The sequence below is a fragment of the Allorhodopirellula solitaria genome (assembly GCF_007859855.1).
Lineage (GTDB): Bacteria > Planctomycetota > Planctomycetia > Pirellulales > Pirellulaceae > Rhodopirellula > Rhodopirellula solitaria.
This window is the reverse complement of sequence record NZ_SJPK01000005.1, coordinates 386,656-409,984: the sequence shown is the minus strand read 5'-3', so window position 1 is coordinate 409,984 and position 23,329 is coordinate 386,656. Positions and strand designations below refer to the sequence as shown.

The 23,329-nt window shown below is 56.2% G+C and carries 20 protein-coding genes; 9 read left to right on the top strand and 11 right to left on the bottom strand.

The genetic code is table 11. The annotated features are described in order from the left end of the window. Positions 1–21 precede the first annotated feature (21 nt). From CA85_RS12885 to CA85_RS12865, 5 genes are read left to right on the top strand one after another with little or no spacing between them, the layout of a single operon-like run. Positions 22–273 (top strand): chaperone NapD, encoded by a 252-nt coding sequence (locus tag CA85_RS12885; RefSeq protein WP_146391725.1) that lies wholly within the window; start codon positions 22–24, stop codon positions 271–273. A gap of 20 nt (positions 274–293) precedes the next feature. Further along, positions 294–2,723, top strand: coding sequence for a molybdopterin-dependent oxidoreductase (locus CA85_RS12880; RefSeq protein ID WP_146391724.1), 2,430 nt, complete (start codon positions 294–296; stop codon positions 2,721–2,723). Then, complete coding sequence (locus CA85_RS12875; RefSeq protein WP_146391723.1) at positions 2,720–3,526, top strand: diheme cytochrome c precursor; 807 nt, start codon at positions 2,720–2,722, stop codon at positions 3,524–3,526. Before CA85_RS12880 ends, CA85_RS12875 begins: the two co-directional genes overlap by 4 nt. Before the next feature lie 47 nt (positions 3,527–3,573). Further along, positions 3,574–4,317, top strand: coding sequence for a 4Fe-4S dicluster domain-containing protein (locus tag CA85_RS12870; protein WP_246112753.1), 744 nt, complete (start codon positions 3,574–3,576; stop codon positions 4,315–4,317). Continuing rightward, positions 4,314–4,634 carry a hypothetical protein gene (locus CA85_RS12865; protein WP_146391721.1) on the top strand — a complete coding sequence of 107 codons (321 nt, stop codon included), beginning with the start codon at positions 4,314–4,316 and terminating at the stop codon, positions 4,632–4,634. The genes CA85_RS12870 and CA85_RS12865 overlap by 4 nt, the downstream gene beginning before the upstream one ends. Before the next feature lie 1,508 nt (positions 4,635–6,142). On the opposite strand, the gene CA85_RS12860 is transcribed toward CA85_RS12865, so the two are convergent. Further along, on the bottom strand, positions 6,143–6,979 hold the full coding sequence (locus CA85_RS12860; RefSeq protein ID WP_246112752.1) for a hypothetical protein: 837 nt from the start codon (positions 6,977–6,979) through the stop codon (positions 6,143–6,145). 125 nt (positions 6,980–7,104) lie between these two features. Between CA85_RS12860 and CA85_RS12855 the strand changes: the two genes are divergently transcribed. Continuing rightward, the gene (locus tag CA85_RS12855) at positions 7,105–7,332 is read left to right on the top strand and encodes an addiction module protein (protein WP_146391720.1); all 228 of its coding nucleotides are present in this window, start codon (positions 7,105–7,107) and stop codon (positions 7,330–7,332) included. A 546-nt stretch (positions 7,333–7,878) separates the two neighbouring features. Here the strand turns inward: CA85_RS12855 and CA85_RS25695 are convergent. From CA85_RS25695 to CA85_RS12830, 6 genes are all read right to left on the bottom strand, one after another. Beyond that, complete coding sequence (locus CA85_RS25695; RefSeq protein ID WP_246112751.1) at positions 7,879–8,148, bottom strand: hypothetical protein; 270 nt, start codon at positions 8,146–8,148, stop codon at positions 7,879–7,881. A 19-nt stretch (positions 8,149–8,167) separates the two neighbouring features. Further along, positions 8,168–8,767, bottom strand: coding sequence for a transposase (locus CA85_RS24915; RefSeq protein ID WP_246112750.1), 600 nt, complete (start codon positions 8,765–8,767; stop codon positions 8,168–8,170). Between the two features lie 438 nt (positions 8,768–9,205). Next, on the bottom strand, positions 9,206–10,939 hold the full coding sequence (locus CA85_RS12840; protein WP_246112763.1) for a DUF2326 domain-containing protein: 1,734 nt from the start codon (positions 10,937–10,939) through the stop codon (positions 9,206–9,208). Next, a complete protein-coding gene (locus tag CA85_RS24910; protein ID WP_186774911.1) occupies positions 10,926–11,189 on the bottom strand; it encodes an ABC-three component system middle component 6 in 264 nt (87 codons plus the stop codon). Before CA85_RS24910 ends, CA85_RS12840 begins: the two co-directional genes overlap by 14 nt. Further along, positions 11,186–12,142, bottom strand: coding sequence for an ABC-three component system protein (locus tag CA85_RS12835; RefSeq protein ID WP_146391718.1), 957 nt, complete (start codon positions 12,140–12,142; stop codon positions 11,186–11,188). Before CA85_RS12835 ends, CA85_RS24910 begins: the two co-directional genes overlap by 4 nt. Positions 12,143–12,240: 98 nt before the next feature. Further along, positions 12,241–13,209 (bottom strand): tyrosine-type recombinase/integrase, encoded by a 969-nt coding sequence (locus tag CA85_RS12830; RefSeq protein WP_146391717.1) that lies wholly within the window; start codon positions 13,207–13,209, stop codon positions 12,241–12,243. A 212-nt stretch (positions 13,210–13,421) separates the two neighbouring features. Between CA85_RS12830 and CA85_RS12825 the strand changes: the two genes are divergently transcribed. After that, positions 13,422–14,285, top strand: coding sequence for an abortive infection family protein (locus CA85_RS12825; protein WP_146391716.1), 864 nt, complete (start codon positions 13,422–13,424; stop codon positions 14,283–14,285). Between the two features lie 959 nt (positions 14,286–15,244). Here CA85_RS12825 and CA85_RS25690 read toward each other — a convergent pair. Together CA85_RS25690 and CA85_RS12815 are read right to left on the bottom strand one after the other, a co-directional pair. Then, positions 15,245–15,841 (bottom strand): hypothetical protein, encoded by a 597-nt coding sequence (locus tag CA85_RS25690; protein WP_246112749.1) that lies wholly within the window; start codon positions 15,839–15,841, stop codon positions 15,245–15,247. Positions 15,842–16,510: 669 nt separating this feature from the next. Next, the gene (locus CA85_RS12815) at positions 16,511–16,723 is read right to left on the bottom strand and encodes a hypothetical protein (protein WP_146391715.1); all 213 of its coding nucleotides are present in this window, start codon (positions 16,721–16,723) and stop codon (positions 16,511–16,513) included. Positions 16,724–17,097: 374 nt separating this feature from the next. Between CA85_RS12815 and sucC the strand changes: the two genes are divergently transcribed. Next, positions 17,098–18,282 (top strand): ADP-forming succinate--CoA ligase subunit beta, encoded by a 1,185-nt coding sequence (gene sucC / locus CA85_RS12810; RefSeq protein WP_146391714.1) that lies wholly within the window; start codon positions 17,098–17,100, stop codon positions 18,280–18,282. A 140-nt stretch (positions 18,283–18,422) separates the two neighbouring features. Next, positions 18,423–19,298, top strand: a complete 876-nt coding sequence (gene sucD, locus CA85_RS12805; protein ID WP_146391713.1) for a succinate--CoA ligase subunit alpha — start codon at positions 18,423–18,425, stop codon at positions 19,296–19,298. 644 nt (positions 19,299–19,942) lie between these two features. On the opposite strand, the gene CA85_RS12795 is transcribed toward sucD, so the two are convergent. Together CA85_RS12795 and CA85_RS12790 are read right to left on the bottom strand one after the other, a co-directional pair. After that, positions 19,943–22,144 carry a zinc metalloprotease gene (locus CA85_RS12795; RefSeq protein WP_146391711.1) on the bottom strand — a complete coding sequence of 734 codons (2,202 nt, stop codon included), beginning with the start codon at positions 22,142–22,144 and terminating at the stop codon, positions 19,943–19,945. Continuing rightward, positions 22,144–23,310, bottom strand: a complete 1,167-nt coding sequence (locus CA85_RS12790) for an HlyD family secretion protein (protein ID WP_246112748.1) — start codon at positions 23,308–23,310, stop codon at positions 22,144–22,146. The genes CA85_RS12795 and CA85_RS12790 overlap by 1 nt, the downstream gene beginning before the upstream one ends. Positions 23,311–23,329: the final 19 nt, after the last annotated feature.

Sequence of the window (23,329 nt, the reverse complement as noted above, 5' to 3'; positions counted from 1 at the left end):
GTTTTCAGGAGCGCAGTCGCGGTGCCTATCAGCGGACTCGTCGTCACCTTCCAGTCGTCCGTCGCCGAACACGCAGACAGCATCGACCAGATCGCTGATCTGCCTGAGGTGGAAGTCGGCGAATCGGCTGGCAGCAAGCTTGCTATCGTAGTCGATTCGGCAACGAAACGCCGCGATCAGGAAATTTGGAACGCAGTGTACCAATTGCCTGGGGTGATCGACTTGGCCGTCGCCATGGTCGCGTTTGACGAAGACGCCGAGACCAAACCATAGGATGCAATCAGGAACGAAACATGATGGACACGAAGCGTCGTAATTTCTTGAAATCCGCCGCGATGGCGGCCGCTGGTTCGATGGTCGCCGGCAACATGTCACTGCCCGTCGTGCAGGCCGATCAAGGCGTCAGCGACTTGCCCGACGGTGACGGCTTGTCGTGGAATAAAGCGCCCTGTCGATTTTGCGGCACCGGCTGTCACGTGCAGGTCGGTGTCGAGGACGGCCGCGTCGTTGCAATCGCCGGCGACAAAGCCGCCGATGTCAACAAAGGCTTGCTGTGCGTGAAGGGGTACCATGTCGGCGGCATTCTGTACGGCAAAGACCGGCTGACTCAACCGCTGCTCCGCAAAGACGGCCGGCTCACCGAGATCGAGTGGGACGAAGCGATCGAGATCATTGCCAAACGGATCTTTGATTCGCCCGAGACGTTTGCTTTCTACGGCAGTGGTCAGTGGACGATTCCGGAAGGCTACGCCGCCCAGAAGTTCATGAAAGGTGGACTCAGTAACAACCACATCGACCCCAACGCCCGGCTGTGCATGGCGTCGGCAGTGACCGGATTCCTGGCAACGTACGGTGTCGACGAACCGGCTGGATGCTATCAAGATCTTGATGAATGTGACGTGCTAATCTTGTGGGGCAACAACCCGGCTGAAATGCACCCAGTGCTGTTCTCGCGTGTGACCGACAGGCGATCGCGTGGCGAAACCGTCCGCATCATCGACATTGGCACGCGTCGAACTCGAACCACCGACGCGGCGAATGATTATCTCGAGATGAAGCCGCACGGCGACGTCGCGATCTCGCTGGGAATCATGCATCTGTTGATCGAGAACGACAACTACGACAAGTCGTTCGTGGAGAAGCATTGCAACTTCCGTGGCGATGAAGCGGACACACCAACGCTTTCGGGTGAACCAATCAGCGAAGACGAATTCCGCAAACGGATCGCCAAGTACACGCCCGAGCGAGTCGAGGAACTATCGGGTGTCCCGGCGGACGAGATCCGCATGTTGGCAGACCTGTTTGCAGATCGCGATATCCGCATCACGTCGCTGTGGTGCATGGGCATGAACCAACACACGATGGGCACCGCGATCAATTCGTTGGTCCACGGTGTTCACTTGCTGTCCGGTCACTTCGGTCGGCCCGGCGATGCACCGACGAGCCTGACCGGCCAACCTTCGGCCTGCGGGACTGTTCGGGAAGTCGGCACGCTGTCTCATGCGTTGCCCGGCGGGCGCGTGATCGCGAACCCCGAACACCGCGAACAATGCGAAGGTTTCTGGAACGTTCGCGACGGCAGCATCAACGAGGTGCCTGGCTATCATACGGTGGAGATGTTCGAGCGTTTCACCAAACCGACAGCTGAGGGTGGTGATATCACGACCATGCTCGTGCAGGTCACCAACCCAGGCCAGACGCTGCCGAACTTGAACGCTTTGTTCAATGATAAAAAAGGCCTCGAGGACAAATTCCTAATCGTCAGCGACGTGTATCCGACCGCGACGACCGCACTTGCCGATTTGATCCTGCCGGCGGCGATGTGGGTAGAAAAGAACGGCATGTTCGGCAACAGCGAACGACGAACCCAGCAGTGGTTCAAAATGGTTGACCCACCGGGAGAGGCTCGCGACGATTGCTGGATGACGATCGCCATCGCTCGCAAGCTGTTCGAGATGGGCCACGAAGGGATGAAGGACAAGGACGGCGACTTCATCTTCGCGGTCAAAGACGACGACGGCCAAGAGATCCCGATCTGGGAGTTCGATCGCTACTACGACACCAATGTCGACAAGCATCTGTTTGAGGAGTACCGACTCTTCACGAGGATGAAGCACAAGAACTTGGCTCCCTATGAGGAATACGTCAAAGCTCGCGGACTACGATGGCCGGTGGTCGAGCAAGAGGACGGCTCGTGGCGAGAGACACGGTTCCGCTTTTCCGGATTCGATGATCCGTTCGTCGAGGAAGGTCAAGAGTTCGATTTCTATCATTCAACGTCGAATGACGGCCGGGCTCAGATTTGGTTCCACGAATACCAACCGCCTCCGGAAGTGCCCGACGATGAATATCCAATGTGGCTTTGCACGGGCCGAGTGCTTGAGCATTGGCACACTGGCACGATGACGCGCCGACTCGCGCCCTTGAATCGGGCCATGCCGACGGCTTATGTCGAGATGCACCTCGAGGACGCCAAGGCTGCCAATATTCGCCAAGGTGAGGTAGTCACGATCGAATCACGACGCGGCGTTTGTGATTTGCCGGTCTGGATCGATGGACGCGGTCGGCCGCCGCGAGGCACGGTGTTTGTCCCATTTTTTGACGAATCCAAGCTGATCAACAACGTGACACTCGAGGCCTACGACCCGTTCTCGAAGCAACCCGACTATAAGAAGTGTGCTGTTCGTGTCGTGAAGAAGTCTGCTGCGAAGGTGTCCTCATGAACCGACTGACGATGATCTTTCTTTCGCTGGTGATCGCGGTCGCCGTGATCGGATACTTCGTCGGTATCGGCGATGGTGTGCCCCAACCGGATGGTTACTACGAATCCTCTTTGGTCGACGCCGAGTTGTCTCGAACTCCGGCAGACGACGCAAAACTGATTCCAGCGATCAGCTACGCCGAAATTGCCGACACACCGATGGGCCCAACCAAGTCATGGCAAACGATGCCTCAGGCACTGCCCGATGCGGACTACGATCTCTACACCCAGATCGAACCGAGCGAGGCTGACAAGGAAGCGTCGAGCAAGTTGCGGGCGTCACGCCGCGCCTTTAACGGGGCACCGCCGGTCATTCCTCATCCTGTCGAAAACACAACCGATGCCGCGTGCTACGCATGCCATTCGGGTGGCGTGAAGATGGCCGGCATGAAACCCAGCGTCATGTCGCACCAGTTCCTGGGTAACTGTGTGCAGTGCCACGCCCCGATGGCACCGGCACCGTTTCAAGACGTTGACGCCGACGTGGCGACTAACTTCGTTGGTTTGCCAGCGCCGAAGCAAGGCGAGCGTGCCTACCAGGGAGCTCCACCTACCATTCCCCATTCGCAATGGATGCGAGAGAATTGCAACGCTTGCCACGGCGGACCGAACGGCTGGGCCGGGATGGAATCGACTCACCCCTGGCGGACGAATTGCACACAGTGCCACGCACCGTCAGCGACACTTGATCAAATGCCCGATGCGGAATTATTCACCCCTCAGGACGTACCGATGCTACCGTCGCTCGATGTTGTGGAGAATTGATGTGGGGATGGTTGGGTAGAAAATTGCGAGTGGAGAATTGGTGGTTCGTGAGTTGGATCCGCCATCAATCTTCTACCCCCGATCTTCAGCCGCGAGAACGCGATAGCACTCCGAGGCTAAATCGCCGCGACCTGTTGCAAGGCCGTCTTTGGAAATTAGTCCCGACTTCCAAATTTCCGCCGCTGGTGATGCGGTACCCCAAACCGGTGCCAGAGGACGCACCGCCGACCGACAATCAACCGCGTAGCATCGGCGGAATCAACATCGACCCGGTTCCAGCGACGGATCTCAAACGCAAGTCCGTTCCGCCAACGGTCCCGGTCTTTCGGCCGCCCGGAGCGATCGCCGAATCTCAATTCATGTCGGGCTGCACGCGCTGCGGCGACTGCATCACGGCCTGTCCGTATGACGCGATCGTTAAAGCACCAGAGCGACTCGGCAGCGTCGCGGGCACGCCGATCATCGAAGCCGACACGGCTGCCTGCATGATGTGCGAGGACTTCCCTTGCATCGCGTCATGCGAGCCCGGCGTGTTGGTCGATTCCATCTCGCCGATCATGGGCACCGCCCAAGTCACTGAGCACCTGTGCCTCGCCCATCACGGCACGACCTGCACCGTGTGCAGCGAACGTTGTCCTGTCGATTCCGCAATCTCGGTCACCAATGGGAAACCGACGGTCAACGAACAGGTCTGCACCGGATGTGGAGTCTGTCGCTACGTTTGCCCCGCACCGGAAAACGCGATCTTGCTCATGCCCGCTTTCACTCGCCCCGGATTACCCCACCGATGAGCTCGCAAAAGCTGAAACTCGAAGACCTCGAAAACAACGAACCCCTTCCCGAGATCCTGCAAGCCGAATGGGCCAAGGATCAAGTGCTGCAGCTGTTCGCCGACCTCGCCGCCGGCGCGGACGTGCAACACGTGCAGTTGCGTTCCTCGGCCACCGATGCAACCGTCCCACTGGCGGCCGCCGAAGAAGCATTCGCAACCGGCGACGCCCAAGCAATTCAAGTGCGATACGTTTTCGAGGGCGAGATGTGGTGCGATACCATCATGCCCGGCGATCCGACCACCAAGATTATCCGCAATCGGCTGCCGACCCTTTGATGGGCAAACCCTGAAGACGTTTCCGGTCGTGTTCACTTGAACTCAAACCACGGCTATTTTCTAAAACACCTTCGGTGCCAAATAAGGTTCATCCGACGGACGCGTGCGCAGAGCACAGCGGAAGGTATTTTGAGGCATGGCTCCAGTATCCAATGATCGTTCAAAAATGCGTCCCTGACGAACAAACGCTCGCCAGGGACCGACAACACCATTGGCGTACCGCTTTTGCAGGGAAACGCTGGCGACCGAGATATCCCTTGCCAAGCCAGCGTTGCTGGGAAGCACCTTGTCTGGGATTACTCAGTCGCACATGAGCCGAAAGGTGACTTCGGCTGGCGGCGGACGCGTCCGCCGCCAGCATTTATTCTGTGACGGCATCGCTCATTTCGGACGCCACCGCCATGCCTCTAAAATTCAATACGCTGGCGTTATCCACGACAAACCCGGATGGGCAAGATAATTTGCGAGTAAACGACATTGCGATCACCGCTGGTTCGTGGCGCTGCCGGCGGCGATCCAGCCTGTCGATTGCCGTCGGCTCTGAAGAGCAATGCGGAGTAGTTGCGCCCGCCGAACTTGGCACACTAAGGGCTTGGCACACTGAGGAACGGGGGAGAAGTCAGTGTCGTATTGGACGAAGCAGCGAGCTGTTCAATACCCACAAGTATCCCGTCAGGGATGATAGAAAATAGCCGTTCGTTTGAGTGCAAGCGAACACCACCGGATAAGACGCGAGACTCAAGAGCCAACGCCGAATGGAGCTGAAGATCATTCACGACGGGAGCTGCGCCCCACTTCAGGGTCGACGCTCCATCGTCGCCGAACAACCGTAGGTGGCGTTGCGATGACCGCATAGGCATCAAGTTAAGGATTGATCTATAAAAAAAGCGGAAAACCGTTCATAAAGTGACTTGAATTGCAACCTCGTCACCTCGGAGAACGGAGTTTCCGCATGGACAGAGTAACAGCGCTGGCCGATTTACTACAGACCACTTTTTCGACCGTTGCCGTTGAGGCCAATGATGTCGCCAAATGCGTCAAACGCGTTAGGAAGTTTTCACCCGTTTCTTTAGCTCAGGCGTTCATCCTCGGATCTGCTCAGTGGAGTGTGGGATGCTGTCTATGAGAACTGGCTCCAGTCAAAACTGACCGTCGGCGACCTTATCAATTTGGAAACAGCGTGATGCAGGACTCGTCGAGCGCATCAAGCGGATCGCACCCAGATTAAGGTGTCCGAGCAAGATTAAGGTGTCCGGTACCGTTTCTACAGGCATGACAAAAGCAGGCTCCTTTGGGCGAGCTTTGTGTGGGGTCAGCGACGGACATATAGAACGGAGGGCCACCCACTTTTCAGCTCGGGCTGAGGCTTGTTTTTCGGCCGATTTAGCTACGATCCGCTCCTCGCAGAATGCCGCCACCGAGCATCGGGCTGATTCTGATCCGATTCCCCGATATCGGCGCAGCAGCGACCCCGGAGGGAATCAAAGTGGAAGGTTTTCCGAAGACGGTCAGGCCGAAGATATCCCGAGTGGGTTGTTACGGGCGCAGAGCCAACCTTGACCGCGACGGCCGGCTTCCTCGGCGAGGTGTTCTGGGCTACCCGCTGCTCGCTCGAACACTCGCCCAAATCGGCTCACGACGTCGCACCAGGCATGGGTATTCAAGCCAATGCGATCCTTGGCTCCGGTGTATTTGCTTGATTCAGGGGTTTCCGCCATGGCGGCACGAATCGGGTTGAGATCCACGTAGGCCGCACACGCCAACAAACTCGCTTCATAGAGGAGCACCTGTGCCCGAAAACGCCCTTCCCAAAAGTGGCCGGTAACGGAATCCTCGGCGTTGCTGCGGCGGACAATATTCTCGGCGAGACAGCGCCTGTGCCAGCTCACGTCAGAGAATCGCTGACGCCGCGAGGCTAGAACCTCCGGCTGATTCAGGATCGTGTTCAGTTCCGCCGTCGTTGGCACGGCAGGGCTGCCGTCAGAGTTGCGACACGCGGGGAACAGCCGCAGCCAACGCTGGGCGACCTCCTCGTCCGACCATGCCGCGACGACGTCCGGGCGACTTCTTAGGACGAGGTACAGGTGATTGCTCATGATCGAAAACGTCAGGCAATCGATCGCGAACCCGGAGGCGAGGAACTCGATTCGGTCGCGGATCCAGCCCCTGCGGTGCTCGAAACACTCTCCCGTAGCGGGATCGGTCCCGCAGAGCCACGACTTACTGACGCACTCCGCGATGCAGTGGAGTATATGAACCTCATTCGGATCGATCACTTCCCCACGAGCTTGCTTGGGCATCTTCATCACCTCCGTCAGCGTCACGGTTTTGAGTAGCGGAACCATCGGCAATGGTACGCAAGCCGCGATCGAAGGCAACTATTCATTGCCTGTCCCTAATCTACTCCAAGCGTTTCCTAGCGTCCCCGAACACTCTATGCTAAAATACGACATTCCACCGGAGGCAACTAATGACCGTAGAACAAGCAATTAGGGATATTTCAGCCCTTTCACACCTCGACCAACTGCGCGTCGTGCAGGCGATATGGAACAGGTTGCCAAGCGATGTTGGAACAGAGCTTTCATCCGCGCAACGTGACGAGCTAAACCGGCGTTGGGATGAGTACAAGGACGACCCAGCGTCAGCGCTATCGGAGGATGATTTTAGGGAACAAGTTCGATTGGCACGTCGTCGATGAAGGCAAAGCTTTCAAAGTACACGAAGACTGATCTTTTAGATGGAATTGACTGGTTCGACGGTATATCTTTCGGTTTGGGGGACAAGTTTGAGGCCGAGTTCTATTGCACGCTTGAGCGAGTGAAGGCAAACCCCAGTTTCTTTGCGCCCGATCATACGGGATAGAGGCCCTGTCGGTTGAAACGCTTCACGGCGGTTCTATACTTTCGCTTGGACAGCGATTTGCTGATAGTGGTTGGCCTATTCACTAGCGGACAAGACGAAGGCGAACTTCAGAATCGCAAATAACAATCGCATGAACGTGCGGACTGGCAAGGTCTGATTGACTGAGCAACCAGGGAGAACCAGAGGGACATGGCACTTTGTCGACCGAGTCAATATTGGCTTGATTGGATTAATGGCCAATGGCGGCCGAGGCGACGATTGGTCAGCTCGGGCGCACAACAAGTGCCGCTCGGATCAACTTGCCTAGCCTACTTCAGCGCGCACTTTTTCTATCTTCGGTTCCCTACCGCCGATTTCTGCATCCGAAGATGGGTGAGAGTCGCTAATCGGCTGTCAGCAGTTCACGGGCGCGGCGGCGAAGGTGATAGCGACGGCACGTTCGATGACATCGCATTGAGTCGACACATTCAGGACGTCCCGCCACGCAGCAGAACAGACGCCCAAAGTCGCTCACCAATTCACACCAAGTCGTCCGGTCCAGTCCCAGCCGAACCAGTATCGGCGGGATCTCTGCAGGCGTGCGGCCACGCTTACCGGGCGCGGTCTGTCGGGCCGTCCAGTCCAGCAGTTCCAAGTAATCCTCGATCGGCATCGCCAAGAATCCTTTGTCGCTACAGGGTTTCAGCCATCGCCGCCCAAATTGGATTCAAGTCCACGTAGGCAGCACAGGCCAGCAACGAGGCTTCGTCGGCTAAACGCGTCGCGTGATATCGATCTTGGAAAAACCGGCCCGTTTGGTCATCTTCGCGATTGGCTCGCATCGTCACACGCTGGCACAGCAACCGCATCCACCAACTGAAACTACTCAGCCGATGGCGGATTTCCTCGCGTTTGATGGGACATCCGACGATGGATTGGATCTCAGGATCGGTCGGAAGCATGGGCGTTCCATCCGCTTTCCGGCGATGGGCGCACAACATCAACCACCGCCGCGCCACTTCCTCATCCGTCCACGTCGCCACGACGTCCGGGCGCGATCGGAGGATTAAATGGAAGTGATTTGAGAGAATCGCAAAGTCGATCAGGTCGATCCCAAAATAGGCTGCGAATTGCTGCAAATATTCTTCAACCCAGACTTTCCGGTGGTCGAAGTTCTTCCCAGAGTCCGGATCATCGCCGAGAGGGAAACATCGGCGACAGACGCGGGTGTAAACGTGGGCGATCGCTACTTCCTCGGGGTCAAAGACCTCACAACGGACCATCCGACTCATCACTCACCTCGCATTTTCAGGAAATTTGCCGCAAGCGTCAAATTTAACCTGTCCCCTCGCCTAAGCGAAGTCAAATTCGTTAGCAAGGTGCTGTGTCCCTCGGGCTCTTCCCGTCGAATCAGCTCAATTTCAAGCCAAAATTCAGTCACAAAGCGGGCGATCGCGAATGTTTTAGTACTGCAAAGCCAACTCCGCGCACTTCTGACCCCACGATCCCACAAAAACAGCCGTCACCGGGAACTCCTGCAATGGTGGACTATTTGCGCACGATTCTTTCCTGGGAAATCTCGATGTCCCGGATAGCGTCTGTGAGTATTTTCATGAACTTAGAGAATACGAATATCGCATTCCGTCACAAATATCGTTCGAAGATGAAGTAAGCAACAAAAAAGGGATACGCGAAGCGAATTGCGCGCTAGAGTTCTCACGACAAGCTATTTAGTTGTACTTCAGGTCTACCGTGATCCCGAGGAGCTTGCCGGCAGCAGAATCGTCCATCAGCTCAAGCTCTACTTTCGAGATAAGCAATGACTCATATTCCTTGTCATCCATGATTGTCTTCATGGCAGCCAAGTTGTCTTCGTTCAATGATGCGATGTATTGACAGTCATACTTTTCCGAAAGCTCACTTGCGACGCGAAAAAGCTCAGCCCGTTGCCGTGGATCGATACCTGGATAGAGTCGATTATCGTGCATCAGGAATTTCATTGAGTGATTCCTCCCTTCAATTAGAACTGTCATGTCAAAGCAGAAGATTTTTGATTCAGCAGTTCCATCAGAAGCATCGCCTTCAATCCTCGCGTCGATATCAAATCGTATTTGGTTGTCGCCGTCATTGTTTTCGATCACCAGTCCTGACGTTTTCTGAGGCCATATCCTCCGTGCCATGGAACGGAACCGATCGCTTAATGCATTAGTAATCGCATCGGCAGCCTCAAGGTATTCAGAAGTGCGAATTGCCTCTTCACTCATTTCCAACTTATTGCGTTGCCAGCGTTCGTCGCACGATTTCTTAAGCCTTTGAAACTCAGTTAGTCTCGCAGCAACCTGACGACGATCCGCAAGCGTGTTCAGCAGTGTTTCATATTCCTGTAGTGCGCCGTGAGACCCAAGAAACTTGAAGTACTCGTCTTTCTTTTGGTTCAGCGATTCAATTAGTGCCTCTATATCAGATATGCGACGCTCGACGCTGTGCTTCTCCTTTGTAAGTCGAACAGCTCTCATCGCAGTTAGTTCTTCATGGAATACTTCGACATCGTGTAGTTGCTTGACTACTGATTCAGGGAGTGAGACTTCCGTTGCCTCGTAGACGCGAGCGACTTCTTCAAGCGAGACATCAGGCTGCTCCTTCAGCGATTGCTCAATCTGCCTGCGAGAACTCTGCAGAGAATCAAGTTCATTACTTGCCTGTTTCCATTCACGACGTACCGCGTCGTGCTTCGCTGTCACTTCTTCGTAGTTGTCCGCCACGCGAAAATCGCTTGCTTCGATTTCAAGTTTCTTGATATCTTCTTCAAGGTCACGAAGCTCCAAGCCAGCATCTCGCTCTCCATGGAAGTAGTCCCTAAGCAACGAGTCCTTCTTAAACTGCGATCGAATCGACTTGATTCGGTCTTTTTCGTCTTTTAGATCACGCTTCCTGTCTACTAGTGTTTCGTTCAAACCAAGCAGATAGGCGGAACGCAGTTGCTTCGAGTACTGCCGTTCATTCTTAGCTGTTGATTCATACGAGGCGTACGCTGGTTTTCCCTGACGCAAAAAAAGGCTAACCAGAGTTCGGAAGGTTAGAAACTTAATTGGCTCTTCGCCAATACCAAATACGTCTTCCCCCAAGCTAAGTTTGAACTCGTCCAACCCCTTGGTCTGGCCGTTCACCACGACCTTACTTTGAACATTTGTTGCACGTGTAGCTGCATACGTGTCCGATCCTTGCTCGTAAGAAAGGGTAAATTCCCAGCCAGGAAGGTGCTCCGTCAGTTGGGGATTCTCTGCCGCCCCCAAACAAAAGTTGATCAGATATAGCAGCAGCGATTTTCCAACACCATTGGTGCTGTGCTCACGTGACCGGTCATCTGGGTCTGATTTTTTTCCAACGATAAGCGTCAACCCACTGCGATTAAACTCAACCGCACGAAAGGACTCTTTGTTGGCTGTGAGGCTAATTAGACGCATGTTCAAGCTGCCCGCGTTTGTTGAGTTTGACTGCTCCAACGATATAGAGAAAATCGATTGCCAAAACGATTGTGTCGAGTGACACCGAACCGTGCAGCCGTATTTTGATCGCTTCAGTCTTCTGTACGTCACTCCATACCTCATCTAGATATTTCGGACGGTCGTTAAGCGACTTCAGAACTACTGCTCCAATTCCGAGCAGCGACTCTGAAGGACGGACATGCTTTTGTGGTAGCAAATGGAATGTCATCGCAATGGCTCCTCAAAGACATCGCACTTCTCGAAAAAGTATGCAATTAAAACAATCGTGGCATCCTGAACCGCTCTGGTGTTATCGGGAGCTATATTATGCAGCAGATCAAAAAACACACAGTCTCCAACTGCAAGATGTGAAGAATCTTGTTCAGCAACCATGTGTTTCGAAGACTCGTAGCTCTCAGAGAGACGATTGCGTATATCTGTTTTGGTGAATTCACCGTGCTGATTGAAAAACTGCTCGACAGCAGCATTCTGATAGCTTCCGACGGTCAGCAGTGGAGTCGTAGATTTAATATCGTTGAATTCAATTTTCTCATAGAATTCAGGTGCACTATTCATGGCTTCATGATCCACGGGTTGCTGGTTTTCAACAAGATGCTGAAGCACGTCCGTCAAGACTCCGAAATCGATGTCTGCAATGTCATGTGCCCGGGGTATGACGGCCTGCAAAACGGCTTCCATCTCAGACTTCCGCAGCTTACAGAACTCTGCCTCTAAGTCTTTCGCCAGAAATGCCTTGGACACCGTCAGTGAATGCGTTTTCTTAATTTTTGCCAGTTCGTGCTCAATATCTGGAAACGAGCCTTTGAATTTGTCGTTATGGACAAAGCGATAGTCTGTGATCGGAGCATCTTTTTCCCAGTGCTTTTTCAGCTTTCCAAAGTCATCCTTTGCTTTTTTTGCAGCTGTTGCGATTTTCGACTTTGCATCTTCTGGTGCATAAACCTGGAAGTACTTCCCATCTTCCGGAATATACCCGTCATTGCCCTGGTCTCCTTTTTGTCCTTGCGGCTTAACTGGACGAAAGCGAACGTCGCGAAGTGTCATAACCTCCACGAACAAGTCCTGGTAACGCTGGCCATCCGATTGGTAGATTTTGCTCCTGAACATTGCGCGTGAGTACAATTGCTGCTCTGGTGTCAAGCTGTCGTAGGAATCGCTCATTGCCGTCATGGACTCGGAAATCAGTTTTTAGTTTGTCGGTAGCAGGTAGTATCGAAGCACTCAAGAACGGATCAGGTCAAGAAACACGTTTTGGTGTGTCAAAAGCTTATCCGTTCAACCAGATTGCGAGTTGCTCTTCTGCTTGTGCGGTCGTAAAGCTTCGTTGTCCTTGCGTCTGCGTGCCCAGCAAGCTCTTGGACCGAAGCAATGTCAACACCTTGGCTGATCAAATCAGTGATTGTGGCAACTCGAAGGCTGTGAGCTGAGAGTTCGGTGCGAATTCCTGCTTGCCGAAGCTTTCGTTTTACCATGCGGCCAACGCCATTTGCTTCCACCTGCCTATTCTGCAATCGCTCTTCGCGACGAACAAGTGGACGAAAGAGGGGACTGGCTGGATTCGCCTCGCCCAGACCCGCCTGCCTAATGTACTCATTTACCCAGGCTTCAAGATCATGACGCACTTCAGCACTTTGGTTGTTGCTGCCCTTCTCTTGAAAACGAAGAGCCCTCTGACCGGGTCTGCCGTGAAAGTCACTTCGCCGTAGGTTCGAAATAGCCCCTTTGCGACAGGCAGTATAGACGAGAATGCCGATTGCCGCTCGATCACGAACTTGGCTGAGGCTATTTCCTTGAAGCGTTTCAAGTACCGCTCTAATCTCACCCTTCGCGATTTCCGGTGTGCTGCCTTGATTTACTCGCAGCTTTTCAGTTTTCACGGATGCAGGCGGGTTGATCAGGCAAACGTGCCGTTCTACGAGCAAGTCTAAAAACTGCTTGATGACCGAACGATGCTGTTTTTTGATACTCGTTGCCCCGGGGTGCTGCCTCAGGTAGGCGCCAACATCTGCCGGGCGAATTTCGACAAGCGCAAGGCCTTGAGCGGCAATCCAAGTCAAGAACTGCTCCACTGCACGGCAGTACGCTCGCTGCGTGTTGGCATTTCCTATTTGGCCGAAGAAAAAATCGCGAAAAGGGGTCGCCGCTGGATGCCCCGGTGAAGCAATGAAGGATGGAATTTCCGTTTCCCGAAGCTCCTTGGAGCTGATCACAGCTAAATCGCGTCCCATTTGCCTGGCCTCCTTTTAATGCCTGATAACTCCCTTTATCATGCCCTAAATGGCGGGGGGCTGAAAAGACGGGAACGAGCACATTTGATAAACGGACGCCCCCTCGAAAGTACGCTACAGAAAACACAGGGCGACGAGAGCGAACGCGATGAGTGTTTTGCCGCGCTACGTGTTTCTAACATTCAAATGCCAGATAACGACGAAGGGGAAAGATGCACAACGGTGACAAACTTAGCCAACGAGCGATCAACGCAATAGAACTTGTCGTTTCAGGCAACCCAACTGCATCAGGCGACGTTCTTGCCCCGTATCGGTCTGGCCCAAAGCTGATTGACTTCTTCGCCGATTTTGGATGCAACGACGTTTACGGAGGAGGGTTCCCTTCACGACACGTCTACGCCAAGGACTCGCTCCGGGCACTCGACAAAGACACGCAGTGGAAAGCGGTCGAGGCGGCGGTGGACCCTGCCCATTTTCTTGAATTCGACGGCGGTGTTGAGCAAGCAGTGGAGTACATCAACAAGTACCTGGCGTTTGACGGGCTGCGACTGGTTTCGTCTCGCAATCGCTATCGGATGGCTCGTGCTGATGATTCACTTGTTGAAGTTGAAGATATCACCATTGCCGTCGACCCTCTGGCTCAAGAGTTCGTCGAAGAGCAACTTTACAAATGCCGAGTCAAGATCCGCGACGAGGATTACGACGGTGCCATCACCAACGCAAGATCCTTGCTGGAGGCGGTATTGTCCGAGATCCAGGTTCGACTAATCGCTGAACCTCAGAAAGCAGATGGTGACCTCGGAAAGCTGTTCAAACGAGTTCAAAAAGCGTTGAACCTGGAACCGAGCCGTCCAGACGTCGCCGATTCACTGAGACAAGTTCTCGCTGGTCTATCCAGTATCGTTAACGGCATTGCACCAATCAGGAATCGGATGAGCGACGCTCACGCACGCTCGTTCAAGCCAACTCGCCATCACGCAAAACTAACGGTGAACGCGTCTCACACCGCCGTCGATTTCCTCGTGGAAACGTACAGCTACCAGGTGACAAAAGGAGCCGTTCATCCTCTGAGCTAGCTCAATTGCAGTCAGGTCGTTTTCCGTTTCCCTTCATCCCGATGGCCTTCGCAGAAACCGGAAGAAAGAGGGCCACCCACTTTTCAGCCCAGGCTGCGGCTTGTTTTTCGGCCGATTTAACTACGATCGGGGCCTCGCAGAACGCCGCCACCGAGCATCGGGTTGATTCTGATCCGATTCTCCGATATCGGCGCAGCAGCGACCCCGGAGGGAATCAAAGTGGAAGGTTTTCCGAAGACGGTCAGGCCGAAGATATCCCGAGTGGGTTGTCACGGGCGCAGAGCCAACCTTGACCGCGACGTCCGGGCGACTTCTTAAGACGAGGTGCAGGTGATTGCTCATGATCGAAAACGTCAGGCAATCGATCGCGAACACGGAGGCGAGGAATTCCATTCGGTCGCGGATCCAGCCCCTGTGGTGCTCGAAACACTCTCCCATAGCGGGATCGGTCCAACAGAGCCACGCCTTGCGATACAGTGGAGGATCTGAACCTCATTCGGATCGATCATTTCCCCACGAGCTTGCCTGGGCATCTTTATCGACTCCGTCAGCGTCACGGTTTCGAGTAGCGGAACCATCGGCAATGGTATGCAAGCCGCGATCGAAGGCAACTATTCATTGCCTGTCTTTAATCTACCTACTTCTAGCCACCGAGAAACACGCATGCCAACCCCGAATGCGGGTGCAGATCGTCCACGACGAGGTCTGCGACCCACTTCGGGGTCGACGTTCCACGGCCAACGATACACCGCAGGTGGCGCTGCGCTGACCTACGGCTATTCTCTTCAATCCCTAACGGGATACTTGTGGGTAATGACAGGGTTCCCAGCGGCCATATCCGCTGGACCTTTCCAGGCAGCCCGAACAGACAAAGTGTCCGCTATCGAGTGCGTGGAGGGTTCGGTTTGCAAGGCATTGCCGGTATCCAATACCGTGAGGAAGTTGGTTCGCGGCATTGATCAGTCTGGTGCGGCAGCAGCAATCTCAACGGACGCGTCGCGTAAGACTCGATCGAATACCGGCTGAGGTGATCCCGTGGTCAAGAATCCCACGTTCTGATCGCCGTCTGTATACCATCGAGCAGAATAGCAGTGGAAGCAAATCACATAGTCAACTTGTTGGCCATCGACGCTCACCCGGATCCCATGACGTGGATCAAAGCAGGCGGAAACCATCCCGTCGTTCTCTGCAATCCCGGCTGCAAGAGCATCCGTTAGATTGGAAAGTGTCTTGGCGTCTTTTACCGTGGTCTTCCCAAGAACCTTCCAGCCATGAAAGCCGGTGGTTTTGTCGAAATCAGTTCGCTCCGTCGGATCGAGTGAATAGAGCTCCAGCGACGTTGCGTCACGCAGTGGCTCAAGTGGGGCCGACGACCGAGAACAACCGGCAAACGCGGCGACGAAGATTAACGCAGTGATTCGCATCATGAGTTTGTCGACCAGGCGAGTTGTGAACCATCGGCTTTCCAGGCTGTCGCATTCGTGAGCCGAGACGCGAAAGGAAGGTTCATCCGACGGAAGCGTGCGCAGAGCACAGCGGAAGTTTTTTTGAGGCATGGCTCTCGTATCCAATGATCGCTCAAAAATGCGTCCCTGACGAACAAACGCTCGCCAGGGACCGACAACACCATTGGCGTACCGCTTTTGCAGGGAAACGCTGGCGACCGAGCTATCCCTTGCTAAGCCAGCACCTCTGCAGAGCTCGGCTCTAATGGCGTGGACTTAAGCAGATTTACTCGAGTTTCACGGGCATCTGTTTTCGCTTCCGTCCGGCTTGTCCGGGCGGAGTGGCAACTGCAAGCTACCTGCAAAACGCCCTCGCCAGATCGATCTCCGCTCCGGGCTTGTCCCGGCGGAATCAGCGAAGCAAGTCGTGTGACCGCCGGGGCAAGCCCGAGACGGAGCACCGTTTCTACTTCGCATTTTTTCAGTAGCTGCCAGTTGGTTCCTCCGCCGAGACAAGCTCGACGGAAGAATGTTTCACAGGCGGCAATCGCTTAAGTCCACGCCATTCGAGCTCGGCTCCGTTTTTTCCGGCAGTGCCAGTCTAACATTGATAATCACATCCCACAAATAAATCCTTGGATACTGGAGCCATGCCTTGAAAACCTCGGGCGTACGCTTCCGTCGGATGAGCCGAAAGGAGCTGGGTAATCAACAGGGGTTGGACTAATATCTCAACCTCCCTTCAATCGTTTCGGTCGGTCTCCGACGCTTTCCACTCTCTCAGTAATCGTGCTGCGCCTGCGCCCCCTTGGAAAGCCAGTGGAATGCCTTGGCATAGTCCTGGTTTAGTAGCGCGATTGAGCCGGCCTCAAAGATGGCATCGACATCGCCTGCTTGGGCCGCAGACTCGGGGACTGCGGGCGCGTCCGCTAGCAGGTTGACGTTGAGCATGAAAGCTAGGACGAGGGGCGCCAATGTTGCGGTTGAATTCATCGTGCTATCGCGGGCGTTAACGGAGGAATGGGGCTGAATCAGGCATGGTAGCAGGCTGTTTCAGATCGGATGGGGACGCGAGCGTCTCGTGCGAAGCGCACATCGGATGGGACCGACCGGCGGAGCGGTCGCGCGACGATGGCACCGCTACTAGGGTGTTCTGGGAAAATGCGTGGCGGCTAGCACTGCTCACCCATCGCAGACGGCTTCGACGTCGAGGCGGTAGCGTGCAGCAGGTGGGGCTCTTCATGGTGGGGATTTTCACGCCCCGTGGTCAGATTCTGGGTCAAGGCGTATATTCGCACCGACGCGTAGCGTTCTCTTTCTGATGAAAACCACTTCACCCTCTGACCCGATCTGCTGGATTCGTCCTGATGAAAATTCACGAGTATCAAGGCAAAGAACTCTTCCGCGCCGCTGGCGTCCCTGTGCTCGAAGGGCACATGGTGACTTCACCGGAGGAAGCGGCAGCCGCATACACCCAACTCGGCGGTAAAATCGCGGTGGTCAAAGCCCAGATTCATGCCGGTGGCCGCGGCAAGGGCAACGTGATCGACGATCCGGACCAGAAAGGCGTCGTGCTCTGCAAGTCGGCTGACGAAGCCAAAGCCGCTGCCGCTGGACTGCTCGGCAAGAAGCTCGTCACCATCCAAACGGGACCCGAAGGCCAGACGGTCGGCAAGGTATTCGTCGAAGCGGGCTGCGATATCGCTCGCGAACTCTATCTCGGCATCGTCGTCGACCGCGTCACCTGCCGGCCCGTCCTGATGGTCAGCACCGAGGGCGGCGTTGAGATCGAAAAGGTCGCTGAGGAAACCCCGGAACTGATCCACAAGGAAGGTTTCGATCCCGCGATCGGCTTGGAAGCATTCCAAGTTCGCAAGATCTGCAAGAAACTCGGCATCGAAGGGGCTGCGGCCAAGAGTGCGTTCAAATTCATGACGGCGATGTGCCGGTTCTTCATCGACGCAGATTGTGCCCTCGCCGAAGTCAACCCGCTCGTGATCACCGGTGACGGACAGATGATCGCTTTGGACGCCAAGATCACCTTCGATGAGAACGCGATGTTCCGTCATAAGGATCTGGAGCCTCTGCGTGACCTCAGCGAAGAAGAAGAGAGCGAGATTCGGGCTGGCAAGGCGGGTTTGAGCTATGTCAAGCTCGATGGCAACATCGCTTGCCTCGTCAACGGTGCCGGACTCGCCATGTCGACGATGGATATCATCAAATATCACGGTGGCGAGCCAGCGAACTTTCTCGACGTGGGCGGTGGTGCCAACGCGGCCCAGGTCACCGAGGCTTTCCGCATCCTGCTTTCAGATGAAAACTGCAAGGGTGTGTTGGTCAACATCTTCGGCGGGATCGCACGTTGCACCACGATCGCTTCGGCATTGATCGAAGCGAGTAAAGAGGTTGGCTTCAACGTCCCGTTGGTCGTGCGACTCGAAGGTACCGAAGTCGAAGAGGGTCGCAAGATGCTCGAAGACAGCGATGTCGACGTGATCACGGCCGTCGACCTCACCGATGCCGCCAAGAAGATTGTCGCCGCCACGGCGTAGTCGATTCGCGACTGGCTGCTAGCAATTGCAGCTAGCTGTTCGTTAGCAGCCGTCCTTCGCCGTTTGCTTCTTTCTCACTCATTTCATCTCACCTCGGCTGTTCGCGAGCCGCCAACAGTCAAACGCCAAAAGCTATCCTCATGAGTATTCTGGTCGATAAAAACACCAAAGTCATTTGCCAAGGCATCACGGGCAATGCGGGCAAGTTTCATGCAATGGGCTGTCGCGACTACGGCACCCAGCTTGTCGGAGGCGTGACGCCAGGCAAGGGCGGCCAAGAGGTCGAAGGCATGCCGGTCTTCGATACCGTCGAAGAAGCGGTTGAGCAAACCGGTGCCGACGCCACGATGATTTTCGTCCCACCGCCGTTCACCGCTGACGCGATCCTCGAAGCGGTCGATGCGGGCATCCGCGTCATCGCAGCGATCACCGAAGGCGTGCCGGTGATCGACATGGTGCGGGTTTACGAAAAGGTCAAAGCGAGTGATTCGATCCTGATCGGCCCGAACTGCCCCGGCCTAATCACGCCTGGCGAATGCAAAATCGGCATCATGCCCGGATACATCCACACGCCAGGAAAGATCGGCGTGATGAGCCGCTCGGGCACCCTGACCTACGAAGCGGTCTGGCAGACAAGCAACTTGAAGCTCGGCCAGTCCACCTGCGTCGGCCTCGGCGGTGACCCGATTGTTGGCACCAACTACATCGACCTGTTCAAGCTGTACGAGGAAGATGATCAAACCGAAGCGATTCTGATGATCGGTGAGATCGGCGGAAGCGCTGAAGAAGAAGCCGCCGCCTACGTCAAAGCCCACGTGAGCAAGCCTGTTGCTGCCTTCATCGCCGGTCGCACGGCACCTCCCGGCAAACGCATGGGCCACGCTGGCGCGATCATCAGCGGTGGCAAGGGCACGGCTGAAGAGAAGGTCGCTGCTCTCGAGGACGCTGGTATCGTCGTCGCTCCGAGCCCTGCCGAAATGGGCGATGCCGTCGTTCAAGCGATCAAGAACAAATAGTCGCGGTTCGATATCGGGGCCTGAGGTTGCCCTGGGGCATTAGTAGTGGACGAGGCGACGAGCTGTTGATTACCCACAAAATCGGATCCCCTGTCGGCTTGTCCGACAGGAATCCATGTTTTGTAGTTAGGAAGGCTCAAGCGTGCACCTCGCTCCCATGCGGGCTTGCCCCGCATGACAGCAAAATCTTTCGGCTTGGTTTCCTGTCGGCCAAGCCGACAGGGGAACGACCATCGATGCCACGGTTTTCTAATTCCAGAACGTCGCTTCCCGTGTGGCAAGCACAAGGGGGAGCAAACTTGTGGGTAAAGGACAGGAGGCGACGAGCCCTGCGGCTTTGGACTCGTCGCCTCGTCCACTACGACAGAAATTGATCGTGCGTTGCTCAGCGAGAGGTCGAGACAGCTCGTTCAGGGCGAGGCGAGGGAAAGGGCTTCATTTGGCTTGCCTGGTAATGTCGCGTAGGTCCCCTCCCTCACGCACGCCTGAACGGCGTCGTTCGACCTCCCCCAGCTGTGCCGGGAGAGGTTAAAACGTTGCGATCACGGTACTGAAAAGTCGCGCGACCTCGCATCTGGAGAGGCGGCGATCCCGAATATCCATTCTGCTCGCGTGTCGCCCAATAACGCCCTCCGATCGAGTCCTCACTGCCGGAACCACTTCCGCCAGCGAGACCAGAGTGAGGCTGCGGCGAATTCGATTCGCGCTGCTGTCACGAGGCGTGCGGGCAGCACCGGACTGGCTTCGTCGATCATGACGACCACCTCATAGTGGACCGCCGAAGGGATGGTTCCGCTGCTGCCGCTTGAGTTGTTTGGAATCCATCCCGAGGCGACGATCTCCTCGGGCACCTCATCGACGGGGTCCGCTGAAATGGATTCCACGTGTCCCCGGACCGAACCGCTCGGCAGACCGCGGTATCCGACTCTCACGAGTTGTCCGAGACGGACATTGTCGATGGATTGTTCGGGCACGTACAAGGATGCGGTGCGTCGGTCGGGACTGCCGGCCCGGCCGACGAGGGTTCCCTGCGTGAGCGTCGCGCCGACGTTGTCGGGATCGAGCGGAGTTCCGGTCCATCCCCAGCGGCCGGCCATCCGCTCCTCTCGCGTGGGCTGGCGCGACGGCGGAGCGTAGAGTTTCTCACCCGGCCCGAGTGAGCAGCGAAGCTGATCGAGGCGGCTGACCAGGGTGGCATGGTGTTCCCGCTCGCTCGCGATTTGGCTAGCGACGACCGGTTGGGTGATCGATAGGCTCGGGCGGTCGACGCGATCGATACGCGTGGCGGCGAATTCAGACTCGAGTTCAGCGATTCGTCCCAGCGAGGCGAGTTCCTTCCAACGCAAACGCCAATCGTCCAGTCGCATCGCGGTCCCGGAGGTGCGCGGCATGATCATGCCGGAGGCGGCGGCGAAAAGCGGACGCTCGCCCGACGGACGAATCAAACTGCCAACCCGTAGGCTATGGGGCAGCGGGATGCACAAGACGAGACCGCTGGCTAATAGGATCGCAGCCGATGCAGCGGGGCGTCTCCACCGCTGAGCCACCGCGTCGGTAGGAAGCGGTCCGCTAGCGAGCTGAGCATTCATTCGTTGTCGCAGTACGAGGGAAACCAAGCCCACCGTGACCGGTACCGCTAAACCAATTCCGAACCAAGCTTTCAGAAAGGAGAACATCAGCCAACCGATCATGCACAGGATAACGAGCCGGTAGATCCAGCTGGCGATGCCGTAGGCGACTAGCCAGGGGCGCGGCAGGGCGGCCGACTGCGACGTGCGATCACCGCTCACCCAGCTCGCCCAGGTTTGCCGAATCGCGAGGGTTGCTTCGTGAGCGAGGTTCGGCACGCCCACCGCGTCGGAGAGAATGTAGTAGCCATCGTACCTCAGCAGTGGGTTGGCGTTGACGAGCAGCGTACTGACCGATGCGACGACCACGATCAGCGCCGAGACGTCGTGTAGCAAACCGGACCTCGTCGATGCCCAAAGGATCACCGCGATCGCCGCCACGATCCACTCCGCGAGCACGCCTGCAGCGGACACGAGAATGCGATCGCGGCGGCGGGGCATGAGCCATGCCTCACTGACATCGCAGTACAGACAGGGAACGCCGAAGAGCAACAGTACGCCGATCTCGCGGCATCGCCCACCGAGTTTCTGACAAACCCAAGCGTGGGCGAGCTCGTGAAATATCTTTGTGACGGCGATTGCGATCGCGAATGCGAGCAGGGTATTGGTCAGGGGGCTCGCTCCGGTGGAGCCGTGTATCCCATTCGCCGGCGCGACCAATCTTGAACCCGCTGCTGCAAAATCCTCGATCAATGCTTGCTGATTCATGCCAACGACCACGACCGCAACCACGACAATCGCGGCGACGGCACATGGGATCACCCGGGCGATCCCATGCAGTCGACCCGGGGAGTGCCTGGCATCGTGCGATGCGTCGATAGCGGGCGTGGGTCGAAACAACGCACCGAGGCGATCCGGAGTGATCCCTGGCAATCGAATGGCCAACGGATTTTTCCACCAGGCCGGCTGGGGGCGTCGAGACGCAGGACGCCATGCCGGAGAGGCTGCAGCGCCGTCGGGGGTGATCAGGATTCCCGCGCGAGTCGCTGCGGAGAGGAACTCAGCTAAGGCGGCGGGCGGCAAGCGATCGCGGTAGCGGGTGGCCAACGTGGCAAAGGAGACTCCGTCACGCAAGCGGCGGAGAATGGCAAATTCCGCTTCATCGAAAAAATGAAATGCGCTCGAAAGCGGATCCTTCAATACCCAGACGCAGCGATCGCGCAGCGAAATACGCCGCATGATAAGGTCACGACGGAGTTGCAGGCGTGGAATCGACATCAGCGAATCTCAACTATCGCCTGCGAACCGGGATAAACGATGCCATCGGGGTTTTGAAACTCGATCCATACCCGCACCTCCCCCGTCACGGCCACAATCTCAGGGCTGACGAATCGCCGCGTGGTGGGAAAACGACTGCGGCTGCCATCGCTCTGAGTGATCACGATTTGCACGTCATCGGTGCGGCGCAGTAAATCGGCTTGCTCGGCGGTGACGTATCCTTCGGCTCGCAGACGTTCTCGATCGATGACCCGAGCGACGATTTGTCCGGGGCGGACCCAGTCGCCCGCATGAGTCGAGATGGAGACGATCGTGCCGTCGATGGGCGTTTGAATCTGATGGTCTTCGCTGGCAACCTGAGCCAGTTCCAGTTTCAAACGCTGGATTTCGGCTTGCAATTTGAGCACATCGTCGGCAGAGCGGGCTGCTTGCAGTTCCACCTGGGCGGCCTCGATCTTCCACTGCAGCGTCTCAGCCGTGGCCTGATCGAGTCGCACGTCGATCGCGGCCATTTCGAGTTGGAAGTGGGCTTCACGCGTCTCCAATTGACAACGTTGAAACGCAAGTTGCAAACTTTCGATCTCGGATTCTGAAATGGCGTCCGCAAAGTTTTCTCGAGCGGCTTTGGCTCGCTCCCATTCGTTCTTGGCTACCTGCTCTGATTTCTCTGCGGCGTGCACCTTGAGCTGATTGGCGGCGCGGCGGCGATTCAGTTCGCTGCGGACACGATGTTCTGCCATCAGCTGTTCTTGCTCGGCAACGGCGACCTGCGCCGCATCGACGTCGCTGGTTTCCGTCTGCTGGTGGGTCGCGATCTCACTGGCGTGCTCGGCCAGGGATTCTTCTAGCAACGCTTTGCGATCATCGAGCAGGACGATCGGATCACCCGATTCGATCGCGTCACCTTCCCCGACCACCACATCGCTGACGGAGCCTTCGATCGTCGCGGCAATGGAGGCCTCATCGACCAGAACTACCACAAGGCCGCCGATGCTTTTCGTCGCCGCAGTGGTCTCGGCGACCGCGTTCGCCGAGGGAATCAGGAGAGAGAGGGCAAGGCATATCATCCGCAGGCGATTCCCAGCGAGAAACGGCATGATGCCATCGAGGACTGCGATCGGCCCTCGAGTTTCCTCGCGGGTGATGTGGCTTGGGGTGACCGTCATTGGCGTATTCGTTGCCGAT

Bases quoted from the DNA above. Each gene is read 5' to 3' on its own strand.
- CA85_RS12860 (WP_246112752.1), bottom strand. From the start codon at position 6,979: ATGGTTCCGCTACTCAAAACCGTGACGCTGACGGAGGTGATGAAGATG.
- CA85_RS12865 (WP_146391721.1), top strand. From the start codon at position 4,314: ATGAGCTCGCAAAAGCTGAAACTCGAAGACCTCGAAAACAACGAACCC.
- sucD (WP_146391713.1), top strand. From the start codon at position 18,423: ATGAGTATTCTGGTCGATAAAAACACCAAAGTCATTTGCCAAGGCATC.
- CA85_RS12795 (WP_146391711.1), bottom strand. From the start codon at position 22,144: ATGTCGATTCCACGCCTGCAACTCCGTCGTGACCTTATCATGCGGCGT.
- CA85_RS25690 (WP_246112749.1), bottom strand. From the start codon at position 15,841: ATGCCTCAAAAAAACTTCCGCTGTGCTCTGCGCACGCTTCCGTCGGAT.
- CA85_RS12790 (WP_246112748.1), bottom strand. From the start codon at position 23,310: ATGACGGTCACCCCAAGCCACATCACCCGCGAGGAAACTCGAGGGCCG.
- CA85_RS12880 (WP_146391724.1), top strand. From the start codon at position 294: ATGATGGACACGAAGCGTCGTAATTTCTTGAAATCCGCCGCGATGGCG.
- CA85_RS12840 (WP_246112763.1), bottom strand. From the start codon at position 10,939: ATGCGTCTAATTAGCCTCACAGCCAACAAAGAGTCCTTTCGTGCGGTT.
- CA85_RS12855 (WP_146391720.1), top strand. From the start codon at position 7,105: ATGACCGTAGAACAAGCAATTAGGGATATTTCAGCCCTTTCACACCTC.
- CA85_RS12815 (WP_146391715.1), bottom strand. From the start codon at position 16,723: ATGAATTCAACCGCAACATTGGCGCCCCTCGTCCTAGCTTTCATGCTC.
- CA85_RS12830 (WP_146391717.1), bottom strand. From the start codon at position 13,209: ATGGGACGCGATTTAGCTGTGATCAGCTCCAAGGAGCTTCGGGAAACG.
- CA85_RS24915 (WP_246112750.1), bottom strand. From the start codon at position 8,767: ATGAGTCGGATGGTCCGTTGTGAGGTCTTTGACCCCGAGGAAGTAGCG.
- CA85_RS12825 (WP_146391716.1), top strand. From the start codon at position 13,422: ATGCACAACGGTGACAAACTTAGCCAACGAGCGATCAACGCAATAGAA.
- CA85_RS12875 (WP_146391723.1), top strand. From the start codon at position 2,720: ATGAACCGACTGACGATGATCTTTCTTTCGCTGGTGATCGCGGTCGCC.
- CA85_RS25695 (WP_246112751.1), bottom strand. From the start codon at position 8,148: ATGCCGATCGAGGATTACTTGGAACTGCTGGACTGGACGGCCCGACAG.
- CA85_RS12835 (WP_146391718.1), bottom strand. From the start codon at position 12,142: ATGAGCGATTCCTACGACAGCTTGACACCAGAGCAGCAATTGTACTCA.
- sucC (WP_146391714.1), top strand. From the start codon at position 17,098: ATGAAAATTCACGAGTATCAAGGCAAAGAACTCTTCCGCGCCGCTGGC.
- CA85_RS24910 (WP_186774911.1), bottom strand. From the start codon at position 11,189: ATGACATTCCATTTGCTACCACAAAAGCATGTCCGTCCTTCAGAGTCG.